This window comes from Pelomonas sp. KK5 (assembly GCF_001984095.1).
In the GTDB taxonomy this organism is placed as follows: domain Bacteria; phylum Pseudomonadota; class Gammaproteobacteria; order Burkholderiales; family Burkholderiaceae_C; genus KK5.
The window spans coordinates 1-344 of sequence record NZ_LYVQ01000587.1 but is presented as its reverse complement, the minus strand read 5'-3'; the positions used below and the strand labels follow the sequence as shown (position 1 = coordinate 344).

General features: G+C 70.9%; 1 protein-coding gene. It reads left to right on the top strand.

Features of this window, described 5'->3' with window-relative positions; all coding sequences use genetic code 11:
- Positions 1-344, top strand: a 344-nt coding sequence (locus tag B0W88_RS34265; protein ID WP_158081005.1) for a hypothetical protein, incomplete at both ends; no start/stop codon positions are given.

The window sequence follows — 344 nt, the reverse complement described above, 5'->3', positions numbered from 1 at the left end:
ACGACCGAAGACGTCGTCGCGCTGGGCACCGCGGGCCTGAAGGCGATGAGCTCCGCTCAGATCCACGCACTGACCACCGGCGACATCGTCGCCCTCAGCTCGGCCCAGGCCGGCGTGCTGAGTTCGGTCCAGGTGGCCGGCCTCACGACCGACCAGCTGAGCAACTTCAGCACCGATGACCTGCGTGCGCTCGGCAGCGCGGCCCTGCGCGCGCTCAGCAGCTCGCAGCTCGGCGCCCTGTCCAGCGACCAGATCGGCGCCCTGACGACCACCCAGGTCTCGCAGCTCACGACCGCCCAGGTCGCCGGCATGGCCAGCGACACGCTGAACGCGCTGACCAGCTC